The following is a 22243-nucleotide window of genomic DNA, read 5'->3' on the forward strand; positions in this document are numbered from 1 at the left end:
CAGAGCCCAGGTGTCGGTCAGGGACAAAGCGCCCTTGCCGAGGATCTCCTGGCGCCGCTCCTGATTGTCGTTCTTGGTCGTGGGAGTGATGACGTCCGGCGTTACGGCCTCGGGCGCGATCTCGGCATAGTTCAGCATCAGGTCGATGGGACCCAAGTTCGCCGTCGAACCGAGGTCGGTGCGCATCAGATCGAGGGTGTCCACGTTGAAGCGCGCCTGTCCCGTGAGCGACAAATATCTTGCCGCTTGCAAATAGAGGCCGGTCACATAGTCGGAAGATCTGGTGCCGAGGCCGCTGTTCTGGTCGAAGGGGTTCTGGCCGGCGAGCTGATAACTCTCGCCGACCACCGCGCGGGCATAAGCGCCGGAAGGCAGTTGTGCGGTGTAGCGCACGCCGACATTGGCGCGCGTGCCGGTCTCGATGCGGTCGTAACCGGAGAACTTGTCGATGTCGAACAGGATGGTGTCGTCGAACACCAGGCTCTTCGCGTCCTCGTTGGGAATCTCCGACTGATCGACGCCAACTGAATCCGGCCGGCCAATGATCTGCCCGATCGGCTCGAAGACGTGGGCGACACTGCCGGTAGTGGCGATGAACGGGTAGCGATACTCCGCGCCGGCAACAGCCGTACCGCGCACCAGAGCGCCGCTCGACGGAACATCGGTGGCCGGGTCGACGAACTCGTTCACGCCGTAGAGATCGCCGCGCAACTGGGCGAAAGGCGTGAACACCTCACCGATCGGGTCGATAAGCTGCCGTCGCCAAGCCGTCTGCATAATGATCCGGTTGGAATCCGTGCCGTCGGCATTGGCCAAGGCCATCACGTTCGAGTTGAAGCTCAGCTCGCCGCCGACGATCGGGTTCTTGAGGATGTAGTCGTAGTCGATGATGGGATAGACCGTCGCGTCGGCAAGGGGATCCTGGGTGCGCAGCAGCGTGCCAGTCTCGTAGAAGCGCATGCTGGCATAATTGCGGTCATGTAGGCCCTCGAGATAGAGCTGCGAGATGCGATCCGTCTTGAGCTCGCTGTCGAGGTTGTAGAAGCGGCGGAACGTGTCGTCGCTCTCGGCGATAGCGTCCCAGCCCCACGACCAATAGGGGTTCAGCGCGAACTTGCCTTGGGTGACCAAGCTGCCGCGGAAATCGCTATTGATGTCCTTCGGGAATGCGAAGGTGCCGTCATTGAACACGCCGGCGAGCTCGATGCGATAACCGCCGCTTGCCAGGCGATGACGCCAGTCGCCTTGCCACAGAACGCCTTGCTGCGAGGTATACATCGGCGCGAAGGTGAAGTCGTAGTGGTCGGAGAGCGCGAAGTAGTACGGCACCGTGACCGTCGTCCCCAGTCTGTCGGACTGGGTGTACATCGGCATGAGGAACCCGGACTTGCGTTTCACCGTGGGATCGGCGCTCTGGAAATAGGGGACCCATATGATCGGCACGCCGAAAAAGTCAAAGAATGCGTTGCGATAGGTGATCGTCGCCTCGTCCTTGCGGTGAATGATGGTCTTTGCCCGGATGCGCCAGGTTGGCGGTTTGTCCGGGTTGTCCTCGCAAGGCTTGCAAGGCGTGAACCAGCCGTTCTGGAACACTGTGACGTTGCCCGCTTCACGCGAGGCGGTCTGAGCCACGATGCGCGTATCGTCCTTGGTCACGACGCGCAGCGCATCGATGAAGCCGTCGCGGAAGTCGTCGGTCAGCGTCATCTGGTTCGAGGTGATGATCGCGCCTTCGGGATCCTTGATGCGGACGTTGCCCTGCGCCGCCAACGTATTGGCGTTGCGGTCGTAGATCACCTGATCGGCCAGCAGCGTGTAGTTGCCGTAATAGATCTCGACGTTGCCTTTTGCCGTCACGCGGTTGTTCTCGTTGTCGTAGATCATCTCGTCGGCCTGCAGCAGCATGGGCTCGCTCTTGTCCACGCTCGGCGGCTTCAGAATAGTGCCGAGGTCGCTTTGCTTCTGCTTCTTGGCGGCGGCGGCGGCGGGCAACGTGGTGCCGAGGGCGAGAGAGCCGGCGAGCAGGCAGACAAACAGCGCCCGCATCCACGCTCCAAGGCGGAGGCCCTTAGACGCGGCGAGGCCGGCCTCAGCCCGGCACATGCGCATGAATGATCCGTTGCCGAGCATCATCACCCGTCCTCTTTGTACAAGAGAACGGTGAGCGCGAGGCTCGCCGCGATGACGATCGGCACCCAGGCTGCGGCCATAGCCGAGGTCAGTCCCGCCATGGCGAAGTTGCGCGAGACCTCGGCGAGGACGAAGAAGGCAAATCCTGCGGCGATTCCTCCCAATGCGTTGAGTTGAACATTGCCGAAGCGGAATGCTCGAAGCGAACAGGTGGCCGCGATCAGCACCATGGTCATGAGCAAGAAAGGCCGCGACAGTAGGAGTTGATACTGCACGCGATATTGCGTTGCGGGCAGTCCCGCCCGCTCCGCGATCTCGATGAAGTTCGGGAGATCCCAGAACGAAATCGAAAACTCAGTGCCGAGGGTGTCTCGCACCTGCGTCGGGGTGAGGTAGGTGCTGAGCAGATAATGTTTGTACAGAGTGGGCTCGCTGCCCACGGCACTAACCCACGCGTCCTCAAGTTCCCAGCGTCCGTCCTTGAGGATCGCTTTACGCGCTTCGATGCGCTCCGTCGGGGATTGATCCGGAGCGTATTGAAACACCGTGACGCCGTTAAGCTCGAGGCCTTGATTGGACGACCGTGCGGCGTGGAGCACGGACGGCCCGTCGGCGCCATCCTCGCGCAGCCAAGCACCGGCGTTCTTGGTCTTGAGCAGCGTGTCTTCGCGGTCGAAGGCCTTGGCGTAGAGCCGCTCGGCTTCGGCGCGGGCGCTTGCGGCGAGGGGATTGTAGAGCGTCACGAACACAATGCCGAGCAGGAAGGCAACGATCATGGCGGGAAGCATGAATTGCCATACCGATACGCCGGCGGCGCGCACGACGATCAGCTCCGAAGAGCGGCTCAGCATCAGGAAAATACCAACCGTGCCGATCAGCACAGCGAAGGGGAGGGTGAGCTCGGAGAAGGAGGGCAGACGAAGCAGAGTCATCCAGGTGAGCAAGAAGCCGGAAACATCGCTGTCGTAGTTGCCGGCCCGCCGCAGCATCTCGATGAAATCGACAAAGAAGATCAGCACGCAGCAGATTGCGAACATCGCCAGCATCGCGATGAGGAAGCGCAACGAAAAATAGCGGGCGAGCGTCCCCGCTGCACTGATGCCTGGCATCTGCGCTTTCACTTCGCCACAATCCCCCGACCGGTCCAGAATTTTATGTTGTCTGGTACGAACTTAAGCTGGAGACTCAGCTTGGACCGAAGTTCTGGCGACATTCTAACGTGCGCCACCAAGGCCGCAACGATAATCGCCCCAATTGGAATGAGATAAACCAAGGGTGTTGCCGCCGCGCTCAGGGTGAGCAAATTGGAGGCGGTGAGGCCGGAAACCCTCAGGCCTACAGCGATTCCGGCGGCGACAAGGATCTGTGCCCAGCGGCTCTCGCGAGTGGTGCGCGCGTGGCCGAGAACGGCCACGGCAAGGAAGGCGAAAAGCAGCGGATAAAAGGGGGTCGAGAAGCGGTCGTGCAGCTCGGTGCGCAGCTGGCCGCTGGCGCCCTTGTTTTTCAATAACTTAGGATCAGGGTTGAGCAATTCACTAAGATAACGCTCGCGCGGGCGCAGTTCTTTACTTGAAGTATCCTTGGGGCTGAGATCGGAAATATTCAGGACATATTGGTCGAAGGCGACGATTTGTACGCCTTTAGATGGGTCATTCACCTCGTAGCGATGAACATGCCCGTCGAACATCACGAGATAGGCGCCATCGTCGTTGCTGATGATGCGGCCGCGCGCCGCGAGATAGCTCATCACCAACTTGTCGTCGCGCTCGTCATGCACGAGGAGCCCGAGCAGATCGCCCGTCGGCGAGCGATCGCGGATGTGAAAGGTCAGTCCCGGCTCGGTGCTGGAAAACCGGCCAGGCTGAAGGACTTGCGAGATCACGTCGGTGCGAACTTGGGTGATCAGGGCACGCAGCGCCCGCATGCTTGCCGGCATTACCCAGAGATTGCAGATCAGGATCACCACGCAAACCATGGCGGCGAGGACCACGAAGGGAGCGCCGATTCGCCAAACGGGGGCGCCGGCGGCGGTCATCACGATCAGCTCGCTGTCGCCGTTCATCCGGTCGAGGGTGTAGAGCGAGGCCATCAGCATCGCGTTCGGCGCAATCAGCGCCATCAGGCCGGGAAGACTGAGAACAGTCATCTTCAGGAACAGCACGAAGCCCTGTCCCTGCGAGATGATAAGATCTAGCTGTTTCAGGGCTGTAGCGAGCCAGACGATGGTGGTGAGAGTGACCAGAATGATGACGAACGCATTCGCCACCTGCCGAAAAACATATCGGCTGAAAAGGGTCATGCCGCTTCTCTAAGGTCCCCGATCAACACCTGGCCGGCTGGCATTCCCCAAGACGCGCCAACCGCCTCGCGTCGAACACGAACTTCATCAGGCCAAAATGGCCGAATTTCGGCTTTTTCGGCCAGCTTGCATTCCATCACTACAGGAACTAGGAAGAGCGTCTTGAATTCCCTCCCGCTGTTGCAAGACTGCATCAGATGAGCGCGCGAACCGAGGCGCGTTTGCGGCGCTTTTCTGACCATTTTGACAAGGGAGCGAGGGTCACAGCCTTGAGGAGCCCGCGCGTGAGCGACGAGACCACGATTTCCTTTGCCAATCTCAGCCTGCCGCAAGAGGGCGTTGCCGTCGTCCTCGCCGAGGAGGGGCCAAAGCTCTCATCGGCGGCCAAGGACCTCGACAAGGAGTCGAAGGGGCTCTTGTCGCGGGCGGCAAATATCAGCGGCTTCAAGGGCAAGAAGGAGTCGACCGTCGACCTCCTCGTGCCGGCGGGGCTGAAATTTTCGCGGCTCGTGCTGATGGGGGCGGGGAAGACCGCGGACTATAGCGCCGAGGACTGGCTCAATCTCGGCGGCACCGTGCGCGGATTGCTCACCGGCAAAGAGGGCCCAACGGCGCATATCGTGCTTGACGGCGCGAGCAAGGGCGTGACGCCTGAGCACGCCGCCAACTTCGCGCTCGGGCTCGCGCTGCGCGGCTACAAGTTCGGAAAGTACAAGTCGAAGCCGAAGAAGAAGGACGGTGCCGCGGCCGAGAGCAACGACAAGACGCTGAAGAAGATCGTCATTCACACCGCCGATCCGCGCGCGGCCACCAAGCTGTACGCGAGCTCGCGCGCTATCGCCGATGGCGTCACGCTTGCCCGCGATCTCGTCAACGAGCCGGCGAACGTGCTCGGCCCTGCCGAGTTCGCCGCCCGCGCGAAGGAGCTCACCAAGCTCGGCGTTGGGGTCAACGTGTTCACCCCCAAGACGCTTGAGCGGCTCGGCATGAATGCGCTGCTCGCCGTGGGGCAGGGGAGCGCGCGGCCGAGCCACGTGGTGGTGATGCAGTGGAAGGGGGCTGGCGCCAAGGGCGGCGATCCCGTCGTCTTCGTCGGCAAGGGCGTCACCTTCGACACCGGCGGCATCTCGATCAAGCCGGCGGCGGGCATGGAAGACATGAAGGGCGACATGGCCGGCGCTGCTTCCGTCGTCGGATTGATGCACGAGCTTGCCCAACGCAAGGCGAAGGTCAACGCCGTCGGCATCATCGGCCTCGTCGAGAACATGCCGAGCGGTAGCGCGCAGCGCCCTGGCGACATCGTCGCCGCCATGTCCGGCACCACCATCGAAGTTCTTAACACCGACGCCGAGGGACGGATGGTGCTTGCCGATTGTCTGTGGTACGCGCAGGACCGCTTCAAGCCGAGGGCGCTGATCAACCTCGCGACGTTAACCGGTGCGGTGATGGTCGCGCTCGGCAAGGAGCATGCCGGGCTCTTCAGCAACAACAACGAGCTCGCCGGCTGGCTGATCGATGCCGGCAACACCACCGGCGAGAAATTGTGGCGGCTGCCGCTCGGGCCCAAATACGACAAGATGATCGACTCCAAGGTCGCCGATATCAAGAACACCGGCGGCAGATGGGGCGGCTCGATTTCCGCCGCGCAATTCCTGCAGCGCTTCGTCAAGGAAGGAACGCCGTGGGCGCATCTCGACATCGCCGGCACCGCGATGTCGTCGGTCGACAGCGAGATCAATCGCAGCTGGGGGTCTGGCTTCGGCGTGCGTCTGCTCGACCAACTTATCCGCGATCATTACGAGAAGCACTGAGGCCGCGATGCCTCCCGGCGCTGCTGCTCCGTCCCTCGATTCGACCCTACCGATAATTTTCCATAATATACCTTATGCGAATCTAGGGTACGGGACGAGACCGGCGCGTTTCGGCTATCCCCTTGGTGCCGTTAAGGAAATGCGGCCTACGCGGCGAGGGTTCGCAGGCGCGCCGCTTGCCCCGCTCCATGGCTGAGCAACCGCCCAGGCCCTATCGCATCGAGGATCTTCTGCGGGTGATGGCGCGCTTGCGCGATCCGGAGACAGGTTGCCCGTGGGATCGCGGGCAGAGCTTCGCGACCATCGCGCCATACACCATCGAGGAAGCCTATGAGGTCGCCGACGCGATCGCGCGGAGCGATTTCGACGCGCTCAAGGACGAACTCGGCGATCTCCTGCTGCAGGTGGCCTATCACGCGCGCATGGCGGAAGAAGACGGACGCTTTGCCTTCGGCGATGTGGTCGACGCCATCACCGCGAAGATGATCCGGCGCCACCCGCACGTGTTCGAGGATGCGAGCCTCAGGGATGCGTTTTTGACGAGTGGCACCTGGGAGCGGATCAAGGCCGAGGAGAAGGCCACTCGTGGCGACGCCGCTCGTGGCTACGCGGCGCGCGGCGCCGGAGACGAGGCGGGGTCATTGCTCGACGATGTGCCGGTCGCCCTGCCCGCGCTCACCCGCGCGGCTAAGCTCCAGTCGCGCGCGGCGCGGGTCGGCTTCGACTGGCCTTCGCTCACTCCCGTGGTTGCGAAAATCGAGGAAGAAATCGCCGAGCTCAAATCCGCCATTGCCGGCGAGAAGCGCGAGGCGGGCGCGGCGGCGTCGAAGAAAGTCAGCGAGGAGTTCGGCGATCTGCTGTTCGTCATGGCGAATATCGCGCGCCATCTCGGCCTCGATGCGGAAGGCGCCTTGCGCGATGCCAACGCCAAATTCGTGCGGCGGTTTCGCAGCATCGAGGCAGCTCTCCGCGCCGAAGGCCGCACGCCGGAAGACGCCACGCTCGAAGAGATGGACGAGCTCTGGGATGAGGCCAAGGCCGGCGAGACCGGCGGCGGCGAATAGCTACTCCGCCGCGGCGGTGCCGAGGCGCGCTGGTCCGGCGAGGCGGGCGAGCCGGTAGCGCTTATCCGGCGCCACGCGGATGCGCAAATGGGTGACGCCGTCGCCGAGGTCGGAACGGTCGATCACCTCGCAATTCTCGTAGATCCAATTGGAGAGCGCACCCTCTTCGGGCTGAAGCACGAGATCGAGCGTATCGCGGGCGCGGTTAAGCCTCGTCTCGATCTCGCCTAGCAGCGCCTTGAGCCCCTCGCCGGTGACGGCCGACACCAGGCAAGGATGCGCGGGATCGCGTGCAGCTTCATTCTCGACCCGGCGCTTCGCGGCGGCGTCGAGCCGGTCGGCCTTGTTCCACACTTCGAGCAGGCGCAAAGGCTCGGCCTCGGCGTCGACGCCGAGCTCGGGAAGGATGGCATTGACGTCGGCGCGCTGGTAGATGCTCGCCTCATCGGCGATGTCGCGCACATGCAGGATCAAATCGGCCTCGACCACCTCTTCCAGCGTGGCGCGGAAAGCGGCGATCAGCATGGTCGGCAGGTCGGAGATGAACCCCACGGTGTCGGAGAGCACGGCTTTTGAGCCATGCGGCAGGCGAATGGCGCGGTGGGTGGGATCGAGCGTGGCGAACAGCGTGTCCTCGGCGAGCACGCCGGCGCCGGTCAGGGCGTTGAACAGGGTCGACTTGCCGGCATTGGTGTAGCCGACGAGAGCCACAGAAGGATAGGGCACTTTCGCCCGCGATTTCCGGTGAAGCGCGCGCGTGCGGCGCACCTGCTCGAGCTCGCCGCGAATGCTCTCGATCCGATCGCCGATGATGCGCCGGTCGGTCTCGATCTGAGTTTCGCCGGGACCGCCCAAGAAGCCGAAGCCGCCGCGCTGGCGTTCGAGGTGGGTCCAGGAGCGGACGAGCCGGCTCTTCTGATAGACGAGATGGGCAAGCTCGACCTGCAGGCGCCCTTCCCGCGTGCGCGCCCGCGCGCCGAAGATTTCGAGAATTAATCCGGTCCGGTCGAGAACCTTGGCGCCCCACGCGGTCTCCAGGTTGCGCTGCTGCACCGGGGTGAGCGGATGGTCGACGATCACGAGCTCTGCGCCCTCGGCGCGGATCACGCCTTCAAGCTCGGAGACCTTGCCCGAACCGAACAAGGTCGCCGGCCGCGGGCGCGGCAACGGCACGAGACCGCTCGCGCACACCTCGAGGTCAATCGCGCGCGCGAGACCGAGAGCCTCTTCGAGACGCGCCTCTGGCGAACGCGCCAGGGCGGAACGCCGCTCACCCTTCCCCGTCGGGCGCGCCTGATCCTTGGCGAGCACGGGCTCGAGCACGATCGCCTTGGTGGGATGACGTGCCGAGACGCCAGTCTTCTTCCCGTCGGCTAGGGGCCGCTTCTTGCGCTTCAGCGCTTTCGGATCAATCGGGCGCAACTAGTCTCCGGTTTCGGTGTCGCCGAACTCGGTCAACTGAATCGGTTGACCAGGCATGATGGTCGAAATGGCATGCTTGTAAACGAGCTGCGAATGTCCATCGCGCCGCAGTAAAACACAGAAATTGTCGAACCAGGTGACAACGCCTTGGAGCTTCACGCCGTTCACGAGAAATATCGTGAGCGGAGTCTTTTGCTTGCGAACGTGATTGAGAAACGTGTCCTGCAGACTTTGCGCGCGTTCTGTTGCCATGGGCTTCCCCGTCCCTTAGGTCCACGCTTATGCTTTGTTACGGCCCCGAATGTGTCTTCCTGCGGGCCGGCCATATTAGACGCGATTGCGGGGCGTTACCGCAAGACCCCTGATGCATTTGCTTTTGGAAACTCTAGCGAAACATGGTTAAGACCTAGCGCAGCGCCGCTCCGCGCTCGGTCGAATTGACCCCCAACGCACGCAGTTTGCGGTGCAACGCCGAGCGCTCCATGCCCACGAACTCGGCCGTGCGCGAGATGTTCCCCCCGAATCGGTTGACCTGGGCGAGGAGGTATTCGCGCTCGAAGATCTCCCGCGCGTCGCGCAAAGGCAGCGACATCAGATGCTCGCCCCCTGCCCCGTTGGGCGACAGCGGCACCGGCGAGATGATCTCATCGGGCAGCATGTCGGCGGTGATGATCGAGTCGGCATCGCCGCCGATGAGGATCATCAGCCGCTCGATGTTGTTGCGGAGCTGGCGGACATTGCCCGGCCAGTCGTGGGATTGGAGCACGGCCATGGCGTCCTCGCCGATGCGGCGTGGCGGCAGGCCTGAGGCGACCGAGATCGCCTGCACGAAATAGCGGACAAGCTCGGGGATGTCCTCGCGACGTTCGGAAAGTCCGGGGACGCGGATGGGAACCACGTTCAGGCGGTGGAACAAATCTTCGCGCAAACGTCCTGAGGACATCTCCTTCTGCAGCTCGCGGCTGGTCGAGGAGATGACACGCACGTCCACATGCACTTTCGTTCCGCCGCCCAGCCGCTGGAAGCGCTGCTCGACGAGGACGCGCAGGATCTTCCCTTGCGTCTCGAGCGGCATGTCGCTCACCTCGTCGATATAGAGCGAGCCCATATGCGCCTCTTCGAGGGCGCCAACCTTGCGCGGACCTGAGCCAGCGCCCTCCTCGGTGCCGAACAGCTCGAGCTCCACGCGATCGGGCACCATGGCTGCGGCGTTGAGCACCACGAAGGGCCCGTCGGCGCGCGCCGATTTCATGTGCATGACGCGGGCGCCAAGCTCCTTGCCGCAGCCCGAGGGGCCGGTGATGAGCACGCGGCTATTGGTGGGGGCTACCTTCTCGATCGCCTGGCGAAGCTGGTTGATGGCGCTCGAGCGGCCGATCATCTCGAAACTGTAGGCGCTCCGCTCGCGCAGCTCCCGGTTCTCGCGTTTCAATTTCGTGGCTTCCAGCGCGCGCGCGACGATCAGCACCAGCCGGTCGGCCTTGAACGGCTTCTCGATATAGTCGTAAGCCCCGCGCTTGATGGCGGCGACGGCGGTCTCGATGTTGCCGTGGCCGCTGATGATCACCACCGCCAGGTCGGGATGGCTCCGCTTGATGCGGTCGAGCAGCTCGAGCCCGTCGAGCTTGCTGCCTTGCAGCCAAATGTCGAGGATCACCAGCGACGGCTTGCGCTCCTCGACGGCGGCGAGCGTCTCGTCGCTGTCCTTGGCCAGGCGCGTGCCGTGGCCTTCATCCTCGAGGATGCCGGAGATCAACTCTCTGATGTCGGCCTCGTCGTCGACGATGAGGATGTCAGACGCCATTGGTTGCTCCCTCCTCTATTCTGCCGCCTCGGGTGTCTTGGTATGGTGCCGGGCGCCGTTCCCGGCATCTGCTTCGGTCGTTGTGGAGACCTCGTCCATCTCCCGGATGGGGAGGTCCATGCGCACCGAAGCTCCTTGAATTTTGCCGCTGCGCCGCGGCGCATCGGCAAGCTGCAAAGCTCCGCCGTGCTGCTCGGTGATCCGCTGCACGATTGCCAAGCCGAGGCCCGTGCCTTTGGCGCGCGTCGTCATGTAAGGCTCGACGAGCCGCTGGCGGTTCTCCTTGGGGAGCCCGCAGCCGTTGTCGATCACGGTGATCTGCAGCCGGTCGCCCTTGCTGCGCACCTTGGCGATGACATGCCCCTTGTCGGCACGATCAGGATCGGCTTCGAGCGCCGTGTCGATGGCCTCGCTTGCATTCTTGACCAGATTGGTGACGGCCTGGGCGAGCAGCCGGCGATCCGACAGCATGACCGCGGGCTTCTCAGGCAGATCGAGCTCGAAGGTGATCTCAGGCCGGCTGACCTGGAACAGGAACACGGCCTCCCGCACGATCTCGCGGATGTCGTTCTGCTCCATCACCGGCTTCGGCATGCGGGCAAAGGCCGAAAATTCGTCCACCATCCTGCCGATGTCGGAGACCTGGCGGATGATGGTGTCGGTGCACTGGTCGAACACTTCGCGGTCCTTGGTGATGGAATCGCCGTACTTGCGGCGGATACGTTCGGCGGAAAGTTGGATCGGGGTCAGCGGGTTCTTGATCTCGTGGGCGATGCGCCGGGCGACGTCGGCCCAGGCGGTGCTGCGCTGGGCGCTGACAAGCTCGGTGATGTCGTCGAAGGTCACGACATAACCTTGCGCTTGCTGCGCGGTTCCTTCGGTGGTGACACGGACGGCGAAATTGCGTTCCGAGCCGGCGCGCAACAGCGAGATTTGGTCGGTGAGGAGCCGCTTCCCCTGCTTCTGCGCACGCTTCATCAGCGCCCCGAATTCCGGGACGGCGTCGGCGAGCGGCTTGCCGGTGAGGTTCGTCTCCTTGGCTCCGAGCAGCTCCTCGGCTGAGCGGTTGACCAGCGTGATCGTGCCGTCGGCGTCGACGCCAACCACGCCGGCGGTGACGCCGGACAGCACCGCCTCCATGAAGCGGCGGCGCTCGTCGAGCGTGGTATTGGCGCCAACCAGCGCATCACGTTGGCTCTTGAGCTCGGAGGTCATGGTGTTGAAGGTCGAGCCGAGCACGGCGAGGTCGCCGTCGGCCGGCTTGGTGTTGACCGCCACGTCGAGATTGCCTTGCGAGATCTGCTGCGCCGCGCCCATCAGCTGGCGGATCGGCGCCACGAGGCGATTGGCGAACCACATGCCGATCCAGATGGCGGAGAGCAGCAGCGTGAGCGCCATGGCCACATACATGAGCCCGAAAGCCACCTGTACGCCGGCGCGGCGCTGCTCGAGCAGCTGATATTCGGCAACGTTGGCGCGGGTCGCGCGCAGCTGCTGCAACACCTGGGCATTCACCGGCCTGACCACGTAGAGGTAGGTGTCGTTGAAATTCTCGAGCGCCTTGATGGCGCCGACCATCGCCGTCCTGCCCGGCGCGATCACGATTGTCTGGCCGTTCTTGGCGAGATCCATTGCCTGGGCCGGAGGGGCCTCGTAGGGAACGTCCTTCAGCGTCGCCGCAGTGGCGAGGATCTTGCCGTGGCCGTCGATCAAATAGGCGATGGGCAGCGCCCGGATCGAGGCTTGCGCGGACAGGAAATTGCCGAAGGCCTGCGGCCGCGATTTCACGAGGTTGACCGCCTCGTCGATGTCCTTGGCCATGCCGAGGGCATCGGCGCGGATCACTTGGCCGTGCTCTTGCACATAGGCGGTGGCCACGTCGACCGAGTTCTGAATGATGGACTTGGTGCGGGTGGAGAACCAGCGGTCCAGCCCGCGGTCGAGCGAGACGCTGGCGAAGATCGCGAGCAGGATCGCCGGCACCACGGCGATGACGCTGAACAGGCTGACGATGCGGACATGCAGCTGCGCGCCGGCAACCTGACGGCGGCGGGCAAGCCAAAGCCCCGTCACCTGCCAAGCGATGATCATCACCATCGCGAGCACGAGCACGAGGTTGATCAGCAGCATGCCGACCACGACGAGATGGGTCGGCACGATGGGCGTGAGGCCGGTCAGGATGGCGTAGGTCGCAAGGCCGGAGCCGAGCGACAGCATCATGGTGATGAGGCCAAGGGTGAAGGGCAGCCGGCGCGCCGATCGCCCAGCTCCGGGGGCTGAGTCAGCCACCGTCGATGGCTCGGATTGGGGCTCTTCGCCGCGCGGTTGCGCCTTGCCTTGGCGCGTACGCCAAAGCCCCAACGCTTCCGCGGTCTTTCGCAATGGGTGCCGGAAGCTACTCAACCCCTCTCCCCGCTCAACTGTGCCGCAATGTGAGGGACGCGAGCCTCAAGGCTGATGCAATAAGATCACAATGTGGCGTCTTGGCGACATGAGCACAAGTGTGGCGATTTGGCACCATCGAGTGCCAAGGTGCTCAATTTTCGGTGAAATTCCGGACGGCTAGAGGCCTGGGGTGCGAATGACCTTGATGCCGAGGTCGCGAATTTTTTTTCGCAAAGTGTTGCGGTTGAGCCCAAGCAGGTCGGCAGCGCGAATCTGATTCCCGCGCGTTGCCACGAGCGCCGCGGTGATCAGCGGAAATTCGACCTTGCGCAAAACCCGGGTATAGAGACCTGACGGCGGCAGCTCCTGGCCGAAGCCCATGAAATAGTCCGACAGGAAGCGCTCCACGGACTCCGAGAGATCGCCGGTGCGCTCGGTCGTGTCGTTGAAGGGGGCCCGGCTGGCGCTTGCCAGCTCGTTATCCACCATCTCGCCGGTGACCATGTCTTGCGCATAGATCGCCGAGAGGCGGCGCACGAGATTTTCCAGCTCGCGAACGTTTCCCGGCCAGTGATAGCGCTTGAGCCGTTCGATGGCCGCAGGCTCGAAGCTCTTGGAGGGAAGCCCCTCCTGCTCGGCGATACTGAGAAAGTGGCGCACGAGATCGGGAATATCCTCGAGCCTTTCGCGCAACGGCGGCAGGCGCAACGGCACCACGTTCAATCGGTAGAACAGATCTTCGCGGAACAGGCCCTGGTCGATCTGCTGCTGCAGGTCGCGGTTGGTGGCGGCGACGATCCGCACATTGGTGCGGATCGGGGTGCGTCCGCCGACCGTCGTGTACTCGCCTTGCTGCAATACGCGAAGGAGCCGGGTCTGCGCCTCCATGGGCATGTCGCCGATCTCGTCGAGAAACAGCGTGCCGCCTTCCGACTGCTCGAAGCGCCCGACGTGCCGGTTCTGAGCGCCGGTGAAGGCGCCCTTCTCATGACCGAACAATTCCGATTCGATGAGCTCGCGCGGGATCGCCGCCATGTTGATGGCGACAAACGGGCCGTGGCGGCGCTTGCCGTATTCGTGCAGCGCGAGAGCGACGAGCTCCTTGCCGGTCCCCGACTCGCCGGTGATCATCACCGTGAGGTCGGTCTGGGTGAGCCTCGCCAGCACGCGGTAGATTTCCTGCATGGCCGGGCAGCGGCCGATCAGCGGCAGCCCCTCGCTCGGCTCGGCGGCAAGCCGCTGCGTCTTGCGCCGCGGTTCGGCGAGCGCGCGCCCGACGACAGAGATGAGCTCGTTCAGATCGAAAGGCTTGGGCAGATATTCGTAGGCGCCGCGTTCAGCCGCGGTGATCGCGGTCATGAAGGTGTTCTGCGCGCTCATCACGATGATCGGCAGTTCCGGCCTGAGCTTCTTCACCCGCGGGATGAGATCGAAGGCGCTTTCGTCCGGCATCAGCACGTCGGTGATGACGAGATCCCCCTCCCCTTGGCTGATCCAGCGCCAGAGCGTCGCTGCATTGCCGGTGGCGCGTGGGGCATAGCCCGCGCGGGCGAGCGCCTGGTTCAGTACCGTGCGGATCGCGGCGTCATCGTCGGCGATGAGAATATTGCCTTTGGCCATTTTCTTAAGCATGCCCCGAGTGTGCTGTTTCGCTGTCGGCCATCGGCATCAGGGCGCGGAACACCGTCTGCCGCGGGCGCGAGTCGCATTCGATGATGCCGCCATGGTCGCCGATGATCTTGGCCACGAGCGCGAGGCCAAGGCCGGTCCCCGACGGCTTGGTGGTGACGAAGGGATCGAAGAGATGCGGCATGAGGTCGGTGGGAACGCCGGCGCCGTTGTCTTCCACGGCGATCTCGAGCGGCAGGCTCACCCGCGCCTGGCTTCCAGGAACCGAGAGACGCACCCCGGGGCGGAAGGAGGTGGTGAGGGTAATCTGGCCGTCGGGGCGTTCCTCGCCGATCGCTTCGGCGGCATTCTTGACGAGATTGAGGAACACCTGGATGAGCTTGTCGCGGCTCCCCGGCACCGACGGCAAGGATGGATCGTAGTGCTCGACGATCTTGATCCGGCGGGCGAAGCCGTTGGCGGCGATCTGCTTCACGTGATCGAGCACGTCGTGAATGTTGACCGGCTCCCGCGCCAGAGGCCGCTCATCGCCGAATATCTCCATGCGGTCCACGAGCTTGCAGATGCGGTCGACTTCGGCGCAGATGAGTTGAGTGAGCGTGCGGTCGAAGTCCGGACGCTCGTTTTCGATCAGTTGGGCGGCGCCCCTGATGCCGGAGAGTGGGTTCTTGATTTCATGGGCGAGCACCGCGGCGAGAGCCGAGACGGAACGCGCGGCGCCGCGATGGGTGAGCTGGCGTTCGATCATCTGCGCCATGCTGCGCTGTTGCAGCATCAAGAGCACGCAGCCGGGCGCTTCGGGTAGCGGACCGCCATAAAGGTCGACGAGCTTCGGCGCATCGAAACGGTACGAGCCGAGGTCGACGCCGTATTCATTGACATGCGTCTCGTTCCGCTGCACCTGCTCGACGAGCGCGATGAGCGGGCTGCCGAAGGCAATGACGTCCGTGAGCTTGCGCCGGCAGAGAACCGCCGCACTCATTTGGAAGAAATCCTCGGCCGGGGTGTTGACGTATTCGATGCGCAGCCCCTCGCCGATCAAGAGCAGCGGATGGGGCAGCGCATTCAGCAGCGCTTCGCTCGGAAACTGCGCCGCTTGAATGAGACGCCGCGCGCCCGGTTTTTTGGAAGAGGCGCTCAACCAGTGTATCCTCGTGACCTCACGACAAATTTGGATGTGCACAAAGAATATGCAGCACCGCCCCATGATCTTTTATTGGGCAGAATATGGTGTATTTCTCGCAAGAGCAATACGACTTTTGCCGCAGTGCACAAAGGGTTGTTCGGCATGTGCTAACACGCGGCGGGGCGTTTCATGAGCGTGTCGGCGCTCATCGTAGCGGCCGGGCGAGGCGTCCGCGCGGATGGCGAGAAGTCACTGATCCCAAAGCAGTATTTGCCGATCGGGGGCGTGCCGATGCTGGCCCGCGCGATCGCTGCTTTCGCCGGTCATCCGAACGTCGATGAGGTCACGGTGGTCATCCATCCGGACGACCTTGGGCTTTACGAAAATGCTGCGAAGCACTTCGCCGCTCGTTTGCGGCCTCCGGCGCCTGGCGGCGCGCATCGCCAGCAGTCCGTGCGCGCCGGGCTCGAGGCCCTTGCCGCCAACCCACCTGCGCATGTCCTGATCCATGATGCCGCGCGCCCCTTTGTCGATGCCGGATTGATCAGCCGCGTCATCGGCAGTCTCGACAGCCATACCGGCGCGCTGCCCTGCCTGCCGGTGACCGATACTTTGACGATGGGAAGAGGTCTGCGCGCGGCAGGCACCCTTCCCCGCGAAGATTTGTGGCGCGCGCAGACCCCGCAAGGCTTCCGCTTCGATGCCATTCTTGCCGCGCATCGCGCCGCGGCGAAAGACGGCGGCATTTTCACCGACGATGCCGGCATCGCTCAATGGTACGGCCTCGACGTCGCGCTGGTCGAAGGCTCGGAAGCCAATCGTAAGCTCACTTCGGCCGAGGACATCGCAAGCGCCGATGAGCTCGTGCGACTTCGGTCACAGAGTGCGCTTGGCACGCAGCGCGTGGCCACCGGCTACGACGTGCATGCCTTCGGTCCTGGCGATGCGGTGGTCCTGTGCGGCGTGCGCATTCCGCACCAGAAGAAGCTCGTCGGCCACAGCGACGCCGACGTCGGCATGCATGCGCTCACCGACGCTCTGCTCGGCACGATTGCCGACGGCGATATCGGCGTTCACTTCCCGCCCTCGGATGCACGCTGGCGCGGTGCCGCCTCCGAACTCTTTCTCAAGGATGCCGTGGCCAGGCTCAAAGCCCGCGGCGGTGAGATCGTACATGTCGATGTGACCTTCATCTGCGAAGCTCCACGCATCGGGCCCTATCGCGAGGCGATGCGGGCGAAGCTTGCCGCGTGCATCGGCCTCGATATCGCCGAGATCAGCATCAAGGCCACGACCAATGAAGGCCTCGGCTTCATCGGGCGTGGCGAAGGGATCGCGGCCATGGCCACCGCCACGGTCCGCCTGCCATGACGGTACGCCGATGATCGACCCGCTCGTGATCGACCAGCGGATCATCGCCGATGCCGCGGCGCTGTTGGACGCCTGCCGCCAACGCGGGATCTTGCTCGCCACCGCGGAGTCGTGCACCGGGGGCCTGCTCGCCGCCACGTTCACCGCCATCCCCGGCTCTTCCGACGTGCTCGATCGCGGCTTCGTCACCTATTCGAACGCGGCGAAAAGCGAGATGCTCGGCGTTCCCGTATGGCTGATCGAGCGGCACGGCGCGGTGAGCGAAGACGTTGCCCGCGCCATGGTCGGCGGCACGCTCACCCATTCCCGGGCCACGCTCGCCGTCGCCATCACCGGCATCGCCGGGCCTTCGGGCGGGACGGCGGAGAAACCGATCGGGCTTGTGCACCTCGCCGCGGCTGTCCGCGACGCGCCGGTCAGTCACGAGCGGCTTCTGCTCGGCGATATCGGGCGGGCCGAGATCAGGCGCGAAAGCGTGCGCTGCGCGCTCGCGCTGCTTGCTTCATTGCTGTGAGGCGAGCGAGGGCGAGCGGGTTCCGTAAATTGTGTCGGCGCGCGCTTCGAAGGCGTCGGTATATTTGCGCACCGCCCGGTCGAACAGCCCGCCCATTAGCCGCTCCAAAAGTCGCGAGCGAAAGCTGTAGGCGATATAGAAATCGATCTCGCTGCTCGTTGGCGTTAGCGGGATGAAGCTCCAGCGGTTCTCGAGAAACGAGAACGGCCCGTCGAGATAATGCACGATGATGGTGCCGGCGTCGGCGTCGAGGACGACTTCGGTGGTGAAGCTCTCGCGGATCAGCTTGTAGCCGACGGTCATGGTGGCGATGAGCACGTCCTTGCCGTCGCGGAGCTCACGGCGCTTGAGCTTCAACGCTTCGCAGAGCGGCAGGAATTTCGGGTAAAGCTCCACGTCGGCCACGAGCTTGAACATGTCCTCGGCGCTATGGCCTACGGGGTGCTTGGTCTCATAGACGTGCATGAAAGTTAGATCGGCCTCTTTCGCCTAGCGGCCGAGCGCGGCGTGGCGAACGGCCTTGAGGCGGGCGAAGTCGTCAGCGGCGTGATAGGAGGAGCGCGTCAAGGGGCTCGCCGCCACGAGCAGGAAGCCCTTGGCTTCTCCCGCGGCGCGCAAAGCGTCGAACTCCTCGGGCGGCACGAAGCGGTGAATAGCCGCGTGCTTGCGGGTCGGCTGGAGATATTGCCCGATGGTCAGGAAATCGACGTGCGCCATGCGCAGATCGTCCATCAGGCCAAGGACCTCGGGCGTCGTCTCGCCGAGGCCGACCATGATGCCAGACTTGGTGAACACGCTTCCGTCCAGCTCCTTGGCGCGCTCGAGCAGGCGCAAGGAGGCGTCGTAGCGCGCGCCAGGCCTGATCTCGCGATAAAGCGACGGCACGGTTTCGAGATTGTGGTTGAAGACGTCGGGCCGCGCCGCCATGACGATGTCGAGCGCCCCCTCCTTGCGCAGGAAGTCCGGGGTCAGCACTTCGATACTCGTTGCCGGCGCCTTGGTCCTGATGGCGACAATGGTGGCGGCAAAATGCGCAGCACCTCCGTCAGCAAGGTCGTCGCGGTCGACCGATGTCACCACCACATGGGAAAGGCCAAGCTCGGCGATTGCCGTTCCGACGCGCGCAGGCTCCGAAGGATCGACGGCGCCGGGGCGGCCGGTGCGCACATTGCAAAAGGCGCAAGCCCTAGTGCAGGTGTCGCCGAGGATCATGACGGTGGCGTGCCGCTTGCCCCAGCACTCGCCGATATTGGGGCAGGCCGCCTCCTCGCACACGGTGTTGAGGCGATGCTTGCGCAAGATGCTGCGGGTTTCGTCGAAGGCGTGCGGCCCCGGCGCTCTCACGCGGATCCAATCGGGCTTTGGCAGCACCGCGGTATCCGGCAGAAGCGCCTTTTCCGGATGGCGCGGCCGCGTTCCGTCTTGTGTGGCGAACACCATCACCATCTACGCTGTCGACGGTCCCCTGAATCTCCGCCACACCCACAGGAGAAGGATCGCGCCGACCGTGGCGACAATCAGATTGCCGAGCCAGCCATAGAAGGCGACGTCGAGCAGCGTAGCGAGCGAGCCGCCGACGAAAGAGCCGGCGATGCCGACGAGCAGATTGGTGAGCAGACCATGATCGCTCCCTGTCACCTTCTCGGCGATGTAGCCGGCGAGGATGCCGATGACGAGCATGCCGAAAAAGCCGACCCCTGGCATGGACAGGAGTCCATGAGCCTCATTTTCCATTTCGAACCTCCGTCGGTTGAAACGAGCTGCCCCGCTTGACGGGCCCCGCGACTCTTTGGGCCTCGCGCGTAATATAGGGGGTCTGCCCGCCCCCGCAACGAGAGGATCACTTTCCGCGAAGGCGCTGCCAGACGAACAGGCAGATGATGGCGCCGGCGGTGGCGACCACCACCTCGCCGATGACGTTATGGGCGGTGAGCCCGAGCAGCTTGGCAAGGAAGCCGCCAATGAAGGCGCCGACGATGCCGGTGACGAGGTTCGGCACGAGCTCCTGCTGCCGGCCCATGTAGAAGGCGGCGATGGCACCGGCGATCAGACCGATGACGAGAAACAGTATGAGATCGAAAATAATTGTCATATCGCTGCTCCCTGTCCTTGATGCCGGTTCGAATCCGGGCTTCGACGACCGGCTCTTGGTGCCTCAGATGTGAAGCGCGCGGCCATAGGCGTCGAGCACCGACTCATACATCATTTCCGACAGCGTCGGATGGGGGAAGATGGAGGAGATCAGCTCGGCCTCGGTGGTTTCCAGCCCTTTGGCGACGGCAAACCCTTGAATGAGCTCGGTGACCTCGGCCCCGATCATGTGCGCGCCGAGAAGCTCTCCGGTCTCGGCATCGAAGATGGTCTTGACCAACCCTTCGGTCTCGCCAAGCACGATTGCCTTGCCATTGGCGGAATAAGGGAAGCGGCCGACTTTGACGGCTCGGCCTTCCGCGCGCGCCGCCTCCTCGGTCAAGCCGACGCTCGCAACTTGCGGGGCGCTGTAGGTGCAGGCCGGAATGGCGGTCTTGTCGAGAGGGTGAACGCCTTCGACGCCCGCGATCTTCTCCACGCATAGCACGCCTTCATGGCTTGCCTTGTGCGCAAGCCAAGGCGGACTAACCACGTCGCCGATGGCGTAGAGGCCGGGGCTGCCGGTGGCACCCCATTCGTCGACCACGATGTGGCCCTTCTCGATCTTGACACCCTGCTGTTCGAGGCCGAGGCCTTCCACATTGCCGGTGATGCCGATGGCGAGGATGACGCGGTCGACGGTCAGCTCGCCGGTGAGGCCTGGTTTCATCAGGCGTGCCGTGACGCTGTCTTCGTGGCGCACGAGCGCGTCCACGCCGGTCCCGGTATGGATGGTCATGCCCGCTCTGGCGAAGGCCTTGCGTGCAAGCGAGGAGATCTCCGCGTCCTCCGCAGGCAAGATGCGGTCGAGCAGCTCGACCACGGTCACTTCGGCGCCGAGCGTGCGGTAGAAGCTCGCAAACTCGATGCCGATGGCGCCAGAGCCGATCACCAACAACGATTTGGGCAAGGCCTGAGGCACCATGGCGTGCTTGTAGGTCCACACCAGTCTGCCGTCGGCCTCAAGCCCTGGTAGCTCGCGCGCCCTGGCGCCCGTCGCGATCACGATATGCTTCGCGTCGATGCTGCTGCGTGTCTCGCCGTCCTTGCCGGTAATCTCGATTCTCCCCTCACCTTTCAGCGCGGCCTCACCGTCGATCACCGCGATCTTGTTCTTTTTCATCAGGTAGGCGACGCCGCTCGCGAGCTTGCCCGCAACCTTCCTGCTGCGCTCCACCACACGGGCGAGGTCGAAGCGGAGATTGTCGCAAGCAAGTCCGAACTCAGCGGCGCGGCCCATTTGATGATAGAGCTCGGCGGTGCGGAGCAGCGCCTTGGTGGGAATGCATCCCCAGTTGAGGCAGATGCCGCCAAGATGCTCCCGCTCGATGACAGCCGTCTTGAGCCCTAGCTGTGCGGCGCGGATCGCGGCGACGTAGCCTCCGGGTCCGGCGCCGATCACGGCGAGATCGAATTGGCTCCCAGCGCTCTGCATGCTCATCATCGCCCGCTTTCGGCGGAACCTCCCAGTCGCTTGGTCAACAAACCCAATCGCCGGCCTGAGTGTAGCCGGGAAAGGGGACCATCTTCTCCCATGCAGCCGCGGCAAAACCTGCGTGCCGGTAGACGCGCGCGGCCCGCTCGTTCGCGCCGGCAACGATCACGCTCAAGGCCGGGGCTCCGCTCTCCCTCGCCTTCTGCTCGGCAATGGCGAGCAACTCCCTGCCGATCCCTTGGCGGCGGAACTCGGGAAAGGTCGCGAACACATTGACGTACCACGAGCCCGGCACTTTTGCCTCAAGCAAGACGAGGGGCCGCACGAGCTCGGGTATCTCCGCCAAGGTGCCGAGATCGTAGGGATCGTCCAGCCGGTAGCCGACGAGGCAGGCGGCGATCTCGCCCTCGACCGCGGCGACGATGGCGTTGCGATAGGAGAAGCCGCCCTCCTCCCGCGCGGCGCCCTCGCGTCCCACCTCGAGGATCGACTGGCCGGGGGCTTTCAGCGTGCTCCACAGATGCGCCGGAAGACCTTCGCCGGCGATATCGACCAGCACGGCAAGCGCCGAGGCGTCGGCCTTTGTGGCGGGACGGTAGAGTGCTGTGAGCGCCATTGAGCGGTTTGGACGTGAGATGTTATTGTGGCCGCTGACTCTGAAGATCGGACCAAGGCGCAATCGACAATTTCCAGCTCTCCTTGATCAGGTCACGGCAAGCGCCGGAGATGGCGTATGCCGGCTGCTCGAGCTGGAGCTTGCGCTCCGAATAATTCGACGGATTGATGGTCTCGAGGACTTTCTTGTAGGCAACCATCTTGCCGATCAGATTGCTATCCTCGTAGAGAACAAGCCGGCCCCAATAGTACGACCAAAAGTCCTCGACCTTGTCGGCCGGGTAGGTCTCCGAACGGGAAATGCGCGCCGCGATTTCGCTAATGTTGCCGCAAGCTTCCGCCAAGTCTTCGAGATAAGGCTTTTTCAGCTCGATATAGTAGGAGCGGACCGAGGAGTAGATCGTGTAGGCCGACACGAGTAGCGCATACACGAGCAGAATCGCGATCGTGTATCTCGGGTACTTCTTGACGAGCTGGTCCCACAAATCTGCCATCGGCAATTCCGTCG

Annotated in this window: 20 protein-coding genes; 4 read left to right on the forward strand and 16 right to left on the reverse strand. The window is 63.7% G+C overall.

The genetic code is table 11. The features are described 5' to 3' along the window. The 3 genes from ACREC7_RS02630 to lptF form a co-directional block, all read right to left on the reverse strand. The coding region (locus ACREC7_RS02630) for an LPS-assembly protein LptD (protein WP_431554137.1) at positions 1-2133 on the reverse strand (2133 nt) is incomplete at its 3' end. Continuing rightward, complete coding sequence (gene lptG, locus ACREC7_RS02635; RefSeq protein ID WP_431554138.1) at positions 2133-3239, reverse strand: LPS export ABC transporter permease LptG; 1107 nt, start codon at positions 3237-3239, stop codon at positions 2133-2135. The genes lptG and ACREC7_RS02630, both read right to left, overlap by 1 nt. Positions 3240-3247: 8 nt before the next feature. Next, positions 3248-4429 (reverse strand): LPS export ABC transporter permease LptF, encoded by a 1182-nt coding sequence (gene lptF / locus ACREC7_RS02640; RefSeq protein ID WP_431554139.1) that lies wholly within the window; start codon positions 4427-4429, stop codon positions 3248-3250. 284 nt (positions 4430-4713) lie between these two features. Here lptF and ACREC7_RS02645 point away from each other — a divergent pair, with 284 nt between their 5' ends. Both ACREC7_RS02645 and mazG read left to right on the forward strand, forming a co-directional pair. Beyond that, positions 4714-6240: a leucyl aminopeptidase gene (locus ACREC7_RS02645; protein WP_431554140.1), complete on the forward strand. Its 1527-nt coding sequence runs from the start codon at positions 4714-4716 to the stop codon at positions 6238-6240. Between the two features lie 188 nt (positions 6241-6428). After that, positions 6429-7304 (forward strand): nucleoside triphosphate pyrophosphohydrolase, encoded by an 876-nt coding sequence (gene mazG, locus ACREC7_RS02650; protein WP_431554141.1) that lies wholly within the window; start codon positions 6429-6431, stop codon positions 7302-7304. On the opposite strand, the gene hflX is transcribed toward mazG, so the two are convergent. The 6 genes from hflX to ACREC7_RS02680 form a co-directional block, all read right to left on the reverse strand. Next, positions 7305-8717, reverse strand: coding sequence for a GTPase HflX (gene hflX, locus ACREC7_RS02655; RefSeq protein WP_431554186.1), 1413 nt, complete (start codon positions 8715-8717; stop codon positions 7305-7307). It abuts the gene before it with no gap. Between the two features lie 9 nt (positions 8718-8726). After that, positions 8727-8978, reverse strand: coding sequence for an RNA chaperone Hfq (gene hfq, locus ACREC7_RS02660; protein WP_431554142.1), 252 nt, complete (start codon positions 8976-8978; stop codon positions 8727-8729). Positions 8979-9132: 154 nt separating this feature from the next. Continuing rightward, on the reverse strand, positions 9133-10530 hold the full coding sequence (locus ACREC7_RS02665; RefSeq protein ID WP_431554143.1) for a sigma-54-dependent transcriptional regulator: 1398 nt from the start codon (positions 10528-10530) through the stop codon (positions 9133-9135). 15 nt (positions 10531-10545) lie between these two features. Continuing rightward, positions 10546-12819 carry an ATP-binding protein gene (locus ACREC7_RS02670; protein ID WP_431554144.1) on the reverse strand — a complete coding sequence of 758 codons (2274 nt, stop codon included), beginning with the start codon at positions 12817-12819 and terminating at the stop codon, positions 10546-10548. A gap of 273 nt (positions 12820-13092) precedes the next feature. Then, entirely contained in the window at positions 13093-14535 is a 1443-nt protein-coding gene (gene ntrC, locus ACREC7_RS02675) for a nitrogen regulation protein NR(I) (protein ID WP_431554187.1), read from the reverse strand. A 4-nt stretch (positions 14536-14539) separates the two neighbouring features. Then, positions 14540-15685, reverse strand: coding sequence for a two-component system sensor histidine kinase NtrB (locus ACREC7_RS02680; RefSeq protein WP_431554145.1), 1146 nt, complete (start codon positions 15683-15685; stop codon positions 14540-14542). 174 nt (positions 15686-15859) lie between these two features. Here ACREC7_RS02680 and ACREC7_RS02685 point away from each other — a divergent pair, with 174 nt between their 5' ends. Next, positions 15860-17041, forward strand: a complete 1182-nt coding sequence (locus ACREC7_RS02685; RefSeq protein WP_431554146.1) for a bifunctional 2-C-methyl-D-erythritol 4-phosphate cytidylyltransferase/2-C-methyl-D-erythritol 2,4-cyclodiphosphate synthase — start codon at positions 15860-15862, stop codon at positions 17039-17041. Positions 17042-17051: 10 nt separating this feature from the next. Continuing rightward, on the forward strand, positions 17052-17555 hold the full coding sequence (locus tag ACREC7_RS02690) for a CinA family protein (protein WP_431554147.1): 504 nt from the start codon (positions 17052-17054) through the stop codon (positions 17553-17555). On the opposite strand, the gene ACREC7_RS02695 is transcribed toward ACREC7_RS02690, so the two are convergent. The 7 genes from ACREC7_RS02695 to ACREC7_RS02725 all read right to left on the reverse strand — a co-directional run bounded on the left by ACREC7_RS02695 (position 17544) and on the right by ACREC7_RS02725 (position 22229). Next, complete coding sequence (locus ACREC7_RS02695; RefSeq protein ID WP_431554148.1) at positions 17544-18020, reverse strand: type II toxin-antitoxin system RatA family toxin; 477 nt, start codon at positions 18018-18020, stop codon at positions 17544-17546. The two genes, ACREC7_RS02690 and ACREC7_RS02695, sit on opposite strands and share 12 nt — an antisense overlap. 24 nt (positions 18021-18044) lie before the next feature. Next, positions 18045-19001, reverse strand: coding sequence for a lipoyl synthase (gene lipA, locus ACREC7_RS02700; RefSeq protein WP_431554149.1), 957 nt, complete (start codon positions 18999-19001; stop codon positions 18045-18047). Next, entirely contained in the window at positions 19002-19289 is a 288-nt protein-coding gene (locus ACREC7_RS02705; RefSeq protein WP_431554150.1) for a GlsB/YeaQ/YmgE family stress response membrane protein, read from the reverse strand. It abuts the gene before it with no gap. 106 nt (positions 19290-19395) lie between these two features. Continuing rightward, positions 19396-19647, reverse strand: coding sequence for a GlsB/YeaQ/YmgE family stress response membrane protein (locus ACREC7_RS02710; protein WP_431554151.1), 252 nt, complete (start codon positions 19645-19647; stop codon positions 19396-19398). 63 nt (positions 19648-19710) lie between these two features. After that, complete coding sequence (gene lpdA / locus ACREC7_RS02715) at positions 19711-21120, reverse strand: dihydrolipoyl dehydrogenase (protein ID WP_431554152.1); 1410 nt, start codon at positions 21118-21120, stop codon at positions 19711-19713. 43 nt (positions 21121-21163) lie between these two features. Beyond that, positions 21164-21736 (reverse strand): GNAT family N-acetyltransferase, encoded by a 573-nt coding sequence (locus ACREC7_RS02720; protein WP_431554153.1) that lies wholly within the window; start codon positions 21734-21736, stop codon positions 21164-21166. A gap of 22 nt (positions 21737-21758) precedes the next feature. Further along, positions 21759-22229 carry a hypothetical protein gene (locus tag ACREC7_RS02725; protein ID WP_431554154.1) on the reverse strand — a complete coding sequence of 157 codons (471 nt, stop codon included), beginning with the start codon at positions 22227-22229 and terminating at the stop codon, positions 21759-21761. Positions 22230-22243: the final 14 nt, after the last annotated feature.

It is taken from the genome of Methyloceanibacter sp. (genome assembly GCF_050728395.1).
Taxonomy (GTDB): domain Bacteria; phylum Pseudomonadota; class Alphaproteobacteria; order Rhizobiales; family Methyloligellaceae; genus Methyloceanibacter.

Bases quoted from the DNA above. Each gene is read 5' to 3' on its own strand.
- ACREC7_RS02685 (WP_431554146.1), top strand. From the start codon at position 15,860: ATGAGCGTGTCGGCGCTCATCGTAGCGGCCGGGCGAGGCGTCCGCGCG.
- ACREC7_RS02725 (WP_431554154.1), bottom strand. From the start codon at position 22,229: ATGGCAGATTTGTGGGACCAGCTCGTCAAGAAGTACCCGAGATACACG.
- lipA (WP_431554149.1), bottom strand. From the start codon at position 19,001: ATGGTGATGGTGTTCGCCACACAAGACGGAACGCGGCCGCGCCATCCG.
- lptG (WP_431554138.1), bottom strand. From the start codon at position 3,239: ATGCCAGGCATCAGTGCAGCGGGGACGCTCGCCCGCTATTTTTCGTTG.
- ntrC (WP_431554187.1), bottom strand. From the start codon at position 14,535: ATGGCCAAAGGCAATATTCTCATCGCCGACGATGACGCCGCGATCCGC.
- mazG (WP_431554141.1), top strand. From the start codon at position 6,429: ATGGCTGAGCAACCGCCCAGGCCCTATCGCATCGAGGATCTTCTGCGG.
- ACREC7_RS02665 (WP_431554143.1), bottom strand. From the start codon at position 10,530: ATGGCGTCTGACATCCTCATCGTCGACGACGAGGCCGACATCAGAGAG.
- ACREC7_RS02710 (WP_431554151.1), bottom strand. From the start codon at position 19,647: ATGACAATTATTTTCGATCTCATACTGTTTCTCGTCATCGGTCTGATC.
- ACREC7_RS02695 (WP_431554148.1), bottom strand. From the start codon at position 18,020: ATGCACGTCTATGAGACCAAGCACCCCGTAGGCCATAGCGCCGAGGAC.
- ACREC7_RS02705 (WP_431554150.1), bottom strand. From the start codon at position 19,289: ATGGAAAATGAGGCTCATGGACTCCTGTCCATGCCAGGGGTCGGCTTT.
- hfq (WP_431554142.1), bottom strand. From the start codon at position 8,978: ATGGCAACAGAACGCGCGCAAAGTCTGCAGGACACGTTTCTCAATCAC.
- lptF (WP_431554139.1), bottom strand. From the start codon at position 4,429: ATGACCCTTTTCAGCCGATATGTTTTTCGGCAGGTGGCGAATGCGTTC.
- ACREC7_RS02720 (WP_431554153.1), bottom strand. From the start codon at position 21,736: ATGGCGCTCACAGCACTCTACCGTCCCGCCACAAAGGCCGACGCCTCG.
- ACREC7_RS02690 (WP_431554147.1), top strand. From the start codon at position 17,052: ATGATCGACCCGCTCGTGATCGACCAGCGGATCATCGCCGATGCCGCG.
- lpdA (WP_431554152.1), bottom strand. From the start codon at position 21,120: ATGCAGAGCGCTGGGAGCCAATTCGATCTCGCCGTGATCGGCGCCGGA.